Genomic DNA, 7023 nt, shown 5'->3' on the forward strand with positions numbered 1-7023 from the left:
ACAAATTCTACATAACGAGGATAACCAAAATAAAAAAGGCTGACATGTAAGGATTTCCCCTTTTGTCAGGCCTTCTCTCAGAAATTTACTGTCAATTAATAACTATTTTAGACTACTCAGCAGATGTGTCTGCTTTTTTAGAAATTCGGTAGGTTAGTTCACCGCTGTATATTTCCTCTAGTGCTTTTCCAACATGTTTATGGGAAACGTATTTTGGCAATCTTTCATCTCTTACCTGGGACATCACGCGAGCGCGCTTCGCAGCTACGGAAACAAGCGAGTATTTCGAATCAATTTTCTCAAGCAGCGAATCAATAGAAGGATATAACATTATAATTCAACCTCCAGCAATTTTTTATAGCGGTGTTCAACACGTTCTCTGCGGCAATGCTCCGCAGTAACAATGGATTTCACGCGTTCACAGGCGCGCTCCACTTGGTCATTTTCAACAACATAATCATATAACTCCATCATTTCAATTTCTTCGCGAGCGGAAAGCAGGCGGTTTTGTATGATGTCATCTGTTTCCGTTCCTCTTGTTACAATCCGGTTCTTTAGTTCAGATAAACTTGGCGGCATAAGGAAAATAAATAAACCTTCAGGGAACTTTTCTCGTACCTGACGGGCACCCTTTACTTCAATCTCTAAGAAGACGTCTTTTCCAGCATCCAAAGTGGAACGAACATAGTCAACAGGGGTACCGTAATAATTCCCGACAAATTCGGCATACTCTAACAGTTTGCCCTGTTCAATTAATTGTTCAAACTCTTCTCTTGACTTAAAGAAGTAATCCACTCCATCAATCTCCCCATCTCGAGGTGAGCGGGTTGTCATCGAAATGGAGTATTCAAAAGCAGTATCCGGATGGGAAAAAATTTCTTTCCGAACCGTTCCTTTTCCAACCCCGGAAGGCCCAGAAAGTACAATCAGCAATCCTATTTCCTGCATTTCAGAAATCCTACCCTTCATCAATTATTTCATCACGATCAGCTAAGCGGTGCGCTACCGTTTCAGGTTGTACAGCTGATAGAATAACATGATCACTATCCATAACAATCACCGCTCGTGTCCGCCTACCGTATGTGGCATCAATTAATGCTCCCCGGTCCCGGGCATCTTGAATAATTCTTTTTATTGGAGCAGATTCAGGGCTGACAATTGAAATAATTCGATTGGCAGAAACGATATTTCCAAATCCAATATTAATTAATTTTATCGACATGGTACTCATCCAATCATTAATAATATATTTTGACCGTCTCAAACAGTTTCTAAACAAGGATCACTCGATATTTTGAACCTGTTCTTTTAGCTTCTCAAGTAGACTTTTAATATCTACAACCTTTTTAGCAATGTTTGAATCGTTTGCTTTTGAACCAATGGTATTTGCTTCTCTGTTCATTTCCTGGACGATAAAATCCAATTTTCTTCCAATCGGTTCCATACTCTCAAGGGTTTGCAAGAATTGTTGAAAATGGCTTTTTAATCGTGTGACTTCTTCATTTATATCTGCTTTATCAGCAAAAACGGCTACTTCCGTCAAGATCCTCGTTTCGTCCAATTGCCCATTAACAAAGTCTTCCATTCTTTTTGTTAAACGCTCTTTAAAGGATTGAACAACGAGTGGAGCAAATTTCTGGAGTTCAAAAACATGTGATTCTAAATGAGATAAAATGGCGAGCAAATCCTTTTTTAATTCTTCACCTTCTGCCATCCGCATTTGTGTTAAAAACTTGGCAGCTTCTTCTGTTGCAGCCAGAACTAGATTATCAAGCTCTTCATTGCCAGCTTCACTTTCTTCAATATGTAAAAGTTCACTTCTACTTAGCAAATTCTGAAGTGTTAACGTTCCTTCAACATTATATTTTTCACGAGCCTGTTTGATAAATTGATAATACTCATCTAGCAGTTTCCAATCCACGTGGACTTTGCGGGTTACGACGCCTTCACCCTCTAAGCTAACATAAACTTCTACCCTTCCACGGCGGATATACTGATTAAGTTTCTTTTTCATTCTATCTTCTATTTTTAAAAGCTGCCTTGGCATGCGGATATTCATTTCACAGAAACGGTGGTTCACTGTTTTTACTTCCACATTGACAGAGAAGCAATCTGATTCTGTTTTAGCTCTTCCAAAGCCTGTCATACTTATAACCATTTTGTGCACATCCAATCTTCTGAAAAATTGATCGGCTAGCTATATTTTTCAAAAAAGACAAAAGGTAATAGAGTGGAATCTATTACCTTTTGGATTATAACACACTTTATTTTGTTTTTCTTAACAAAAATGACCCGGCTAGTAAAAAAGTTGGTATCGATGATAATCCAACAATCAACAGCCAATCCTTAGCTGCTACCGGCAGTGTGTGAAAAATAGGCTGTAATGGCGGGTAATAAATAACGACAAACATCAATGCAAGTGAAGATAAAACGGCCCAAACAAGGTACTGATTTCCGAAAGGATTTCTCGAGAGCACTGATTTCTCACTGCGGCAATCAAACACATGAATCAGCTGAGCCATGACAAGTGTTGCAAAGGCAACAGTTTGTGCATATTGCAACTTGGCAGGATCGTTATTGTAAACAATCATAAAGGATAGTAATGTTACCAGCCCTATTAGGAAGCCACGTGACACAACCTTCCAGCCCAGACCTCGCGAGAAAACACCTTCATTTGGACTGCGGGGTTTACGTTTCATTACATTTTCTTCAGGTCGATCGAGTCCCAGTGCCATAGCCGGCAACCCATCAGTAACCAAATTCACCCAGAGGATTTGGATAGGAATAAGCGGCAGAGGCAGCGCTAAAATCATCGCAAACAACATGACCAATATTTCACCAACATTAGAAGCCAACAAGTATCGAACAAATTTACGAATATTTTCATAGATATTTCTGCCTTCCACTATCGCAGCCTTAATCGTGGCAAAGTTATCGTCCAACAAGATAAGAGAGGAGGCTTCTTTGGCGACATCGGTCCCGGTAATCCCCATAGCGACTCCAATATCAGCGGCTTTAATAGCTGGTGCATCGTTCACACCATCACCCGTCATGGCGACAATATGTCCGCGATTTTGTAATGCTTTGACAATTTTCAGTTTATGCTCTGGTGAAACCCTAGCAAAAACTGAAACATCATTGACTATTTCTTCAAGCTCTTCGACTGACATTTCGGATAATGCATTCCCATCAATGACCTTGCTTTTATTCGTTATAATTCCAAGTTGGGAGGCAATCGCTTTTGCAGTGATGACATGGTCACCGGTAATCATGACAGTTTTAATACCTGCTTCTTTACATTCCTTTACAGCCTTTTTCACTTCAGGTCTCGGCGGGTCAATCATTCCCTGAATACCAATAAGCGTTAAATTTTTCTCAGCTTCTCGTTCACTTAAAATAATCGTATTAGCCTGTATTGGTTTAAAGGCAATCGCGATCGTTCGAAGCGCCTGTGATGCGAGTCCATTTATTGCCTCCTGAACCTTCCCTTGTGTCTCTTTATTTAAAAATTGTGTTCTCTCGTCCCAAAGAACGGATTCACTAATATCTAAAATGACGTCCGGTGCCCCTTTTGTGACTATAAAATGCCGTCCCTGCTTGTCTTTAACGTGAACACTCATCATTTTTCTGGTTGAGTCAAATGGGAATTCATTTATGATCGTAAACTCATCTAATAATTTGGGACGATCAAAACCTGCTTTCATTGCACTTACCAACAGTGCCCCTTCGGTTGGGTCTCCGTCAAGAATATAATCATCATCCTTAATGACTAAATCTGAATGATTACATAACATCCCAAAAATCAGCATTTGCTGCAATGCCTTTTCATCTTTAGGATTAATATTGCGTTCATTTCTATAGAAATTTCCTCGCGGCTGATACCCTACCCCATCAACTGTCCAAGTTTGACCCCCACTCCATAAATGGGTAACCGTCATTTTGTTTTGTGTCATTGTTCCCGTTTTATCTGAACAGATGACCGAAGCACAGCCAAGTGTTTCTACTGCGGGCAATTTCCGGACAATGGCATTTTTCTTAATCATTTTTTGCACACCGAGAGATAATGCCACTGTCACGATAGCCGGCAGCCCTTCAGGTATGGCCGCAACTGCAAGAGAAACGCCTGCTAAAAACATCTCATATATGTCGTGTCCTCGCAAAACTCCAACCACTACAACCAGAACAGTTAACAGTAAGGCTACTGTAATTAGTATTTTTCCCAGTTGCTCTAAGCGGCGTTGCAATGGAGTATCTTGCGCCTCTGCATTTTGAAGCAAATCTGCAATTTGTCCCATTGCTGTTTTCATACCTGTTGCAATGACGACTCCTATCCCGCTTCCCCTCGTAATCATCGTACCCATAAATGCGATATTCTCCATATCTCCTATGCCAGGGTTAGGGTTAGTTAGGATTTCTATATGCTTGGAAACAGGGACGGATTCTCCTGTAAGCGCTGATTCTTCAATTTCTAAACTTTTTGACTCAATCACACGGACGTCGGCACCGATGCGGTCCCCACTAACAAACTTCAAAATATCCCCTACCACAATTTCTTTCGAAGGAATTTTGATCCACTGACCATCCCGGAGCACAGAGACTTGTGGTGCAGATAATGCCTTTAATGCCTGTAGTGATTTCTCTGCCCGCCTTTCTTGAAAAAACCCAAGAAAGCCATTGATAATTACGATGGCAATAATAGCAATGGCATCAATATATTCGCCAAGCAATCCGGAGATTAAGGTAGCTGCGAGAAGAACTAAGACCATAAAATCCTTAAATTGACTAAAAAATAAGAGTAAAGCTGATTGCTTTTCTCCTTCGTCCAACTCATTTAGTCCGTGCAAATTAATTCTCTTTTTTACTTCTTCCTGTGATAATCCAGAAGAAAAGTCGGTTTCTAGAGACTTTTCAACTTGTTCTATCTGCATTTCATGGAATTTCATCCGACCATCTCACTTCCCCCTTTAAATACCTATAAATACCTGCTCTAAAGAAAGCTTATTCAGGGTCGTCCAAAAAAATGCTATGATATAGTGAAAGATAAATTAGAGAATAAATGGAACCCTATTGATTGGAGCGGAAATCAACGGGCACGTTTAACAGAGTAAAAATAAGACAGTATATTTTTAGTAAGCTATAATTAATTCATATGAATGTAGTAAAGGATGTTTTCCATGTCATTTGATGGTTTATTTACAAAAGCAATGGTCGATGAACTTGTTCGTTCCTTGAAGGGCGGACGGATCAATAAGGTTCATCAACCCTATAAAAATGAAGTAATTCTCACGATTCGTGCGAATGGTGTTAATCAAAAGCTGCTTTTATCAGCACACCCAAGCTACGCGCGGGTCCAATTCACGAAAGAAGCATACGATAATCCTAGTGAAGCCCCGATGTTCTGTATGCTGCTTAGGAAACATATTGAGGGGTATATTTTAGAGGATATATATCAAGTAGAAACAGACCGGATGGTAGTACTAGAAATAAAGGGCAGAAATGAGATTGGTGATATTAGCTATAAACAATTAATTATTGAAATTATGGGCAGGCATAGCAATATCGTACTGGTAGATAAAACACGAAATGTCATTCTTGATAGTATCAAACATGTTTCCTTTGCCGTAAATAGCCACAGGGCCATTTTGCCAGGACAACCTTATGTATTTCCGCCAGAACAGCATAAGCAAAATCCGTTTCATTCGAGCGAAGATGATCTATTAAGAAAAATTGATTACAATGCAGGAAAACTCGACCGCCAATTAGTTGAGCAATTTGCAGGGATCTCTCCCCTTTTTGCCAAGGAAGTTATATTCCAAAGTGGTCTTGCCAATCGTTCTACAATACCGGGAACGTTTATTCGTATGATTAAAAAGGTGGAAACCGGTGAGATTTCTCCCTCGATTATATCGTCGGGCGGTAAGGACGCTTTTTACTTATTTCCCCTTGAGCATCTAAAAGGAGAAATAAAGACCTTCTCCACGCTAAGTGAAATGCTTGACCGTTTTTATTTTGGCAAAGCGGAAAGAGACCGGGTAAAGCAGCAGGGAAATGATATTGAACGATTTATTCAAAATGAAAAAGAAAAGAATGAAAAGAAAATTAACAAACTGAAGGCTACTCTGAAAGAAGCAGAAAAGGCTGATCAATATCAACGCTCTGGCGAGTTGTTAACTGCCAATTTATATGCTGCTAAGAAAGGGATGCGTGATATTGAAGTTCTCGATTATTATGATGAATCTGGTGGAACGATTTTAATTCCGCTTGACCCCAGAAAGACACCATCTGAAAATGCCCAAAAGTATTTTTCAAAATACCTAAAGGCAAAAAATGCAGTTGAAATTGTCGTTGATCAGATTGAAAAGGCACAAGTCGAAGTAGCTTATTTTGATAATTTACTACAGCAGGTACAAGCTGCCTCACCAAAGGATATTCAAGAGATTCGTGAAGAATTAATTGAGGGTGGCTATATCCGCGAACGGCAGAAAAAGAAATTGAAAAAGGCTCAGAATGTTAAACCAATTTTAGATCACTTCTTATCTACAGATGGGACGGATATCATCGTTGGAAAAAATAATAAACAAAATGACTATTTAACAAATAAGCTGGCAGCAAGGGATGAGATTTGGCTCCATACCAAAGATATTCCCGGCTCACACGTGGTGATTCGCAGCAAGGAACCATCTGATGAGACGATTCGTGAGGCTGCCGTTTTAGCCTCTTATTATAGTAAAGCGAGGAATTCAAGCTCTGTTCCTGTCGACTTTACGAAGGTCCGGTTTGTTAAAAAACCTAGCGGTGCAAAGCCTGGATTTGTGATTTACGACAATCAACAGACGGTTTATGTAACGCCGGATGAAGAATTGGTGCTGAAATTGAAGAAATAGAAGGAAAAGAGGGCACCCGTGTACTGCACCCCAAAAGTTAGAGTAAAATCTAACTTTTGGGGTGTATTTTTATGGCTAAATACAGCGAACAATTTAAATTAATGATAGTAAGAGAGCATCAAGAGGGAAAATTGGGATA

Annotated in this window: 6 protein-coding genes; 1 reads left to right on the top strand and 5 read right to left on the bottom strand. The window is 39.8% G+C overall.

What is annotated here, in order from left to right:
• Positions 1-112: 112 nt before the first annotated feature.
• From rpoZ to J7E77_RS12115, 5 genes are all read right to left on the bottom strand, one after another.
• Positions 113-331: a DNA-directed RNA polymerase subunit omega gene (gene rpoZ / locus J7E77_RS12095; RefSeq protein ID WP_088086339.1), complete on the bottom strand. Its 219-nt coding sequence runs from the start codon at positions 329-331 to the stop codon at positions 113-115.
• Positions 331-948: a guanylate kinase gene (gene gmk, locus J7E77_RS12100; RefSeq protein WP_214714639.1), complete on the bottom strand. Its 618-nt coding sequence runs from the start codon at positions 946-948 to the stop codon at positions 331-333. Before gmk ends, rpoZ begins: the two co-directional genes overlap by 1 nt.
• A gap of 10 nt (positions 949-958) precedes the next feature.
• The gene (remA, locus tag J7E77_RS12105) at positions 959-1222 is read right to left on the bottom strand and encodes an extracellular matrix/biofilm regulator RemA (protein WP_026566410.1); all 264 of its coding nucleotides are present in this window, start codon (positions 1220-1222) and stop codon (positions 959-961) included.
• Between the two features lie 60 nt (positions 1223-1282).
• Complete coding sequence (locus J7E77_RS12110; protein WP_214714619.1) at positions 1283-2158, bottom strand: YicC/YloC family endoribonuclease; 876 nt, start codon at positions 2156-2158, stop codon at positions 1283-1285.
• Between the two features lie 106 nt (positions 2159-2264).
• On the bottom strand, positions 2265-4943 hold the full coding sequence (locus J7E77_RS12115; protein ID WP_214714621.1) for a calcium-translocating P-type ATPase, SERCA-type: 2679 nt from the start codon (positions 4941-4943) through the stop codon (positions 2265-2267).
• A 231-nt stretch (positions 4944-5174) separates the two neighbouring features.
• On the opposite strand from J7E77_RS12115, the gene J7E77_RS12120 reads away from it, so the two are divergent.
• Positions 5175-6884: an Rqc2 family fibronectin-binding protein gene (locus tag J7E77_RS12120; protein ID WP_214714624.1), complete on the top strand. Its 1710-nt coding sequence runs from the start codon at positions 5175-5177 to the stop codon at positions 6882-6884.
• Positions 6885-7023 lie beyond the last annotated feature (139 nt).

The organism is Bacillus sp. ISL-77 (assembly GCF_018613105.1).